The organism is Paenibacillus farraposensis (assembly GCF_020736845.1).
Classification (GTDB): Bacteria; Bacillota; Bacilli; order Paenibacillales; family Paenibacillaceae; genus Paenibacillus; species Paenibacillus farraposensis.
The window spans coordinates 1-352 of the sequence record NZ_JAFFQR010000110.1 but is presented as its reverse complement, the minus strand read 5'-3'; the positions used below and the strand labels follow the sequence as shown (position 1 = coordinate 352).

General features: G+C 36.1%; 1 protein-coding gene. It reads left to right on the top strand.

The genetic code is table 11. The features are described from left to right. Positions 1-95 precede the first annotated feature (95 nt). Positions 96-352, top strand: a 257-nt coding sequence (locus JO375_RS18440; protein WP_229525839.1) for an AbrB/MazE/SpoVT family DNA-binding domain-containing protein, incomplete at its 3' end; no start/stop codon positions are given.

Here is a 352-nt window from a genome sequence, read left to right as displayed (position 1 = left end):
AGGAGATCATTGGGTTATATACACAAAAATTGCAAGGGTATTTAGAAAATTAATCTAGGTGGGTCTCTATAATTCTGATGCAGGAGGATATAGCATTGAAGAGAACAGGTATAATACGTCCCTTAGATAAATTAGGCCGAATTGTTATTCCCATAGAAATCCGGAACTCAATGGGAATTGATAATAGCGAGCCTTTAGAATTTTATATGGACGTTGAGAGAGGTTTTATGGGATTAGGAAAGTATAGTAACGGGACTTCCTGTAAATTGTGCAATTCAATCCATGAGTTAAACTATTTCAAAGGTTCACTTTTATGTAAGCAATGTATACTCGACATGAAGGGGAACGTAGG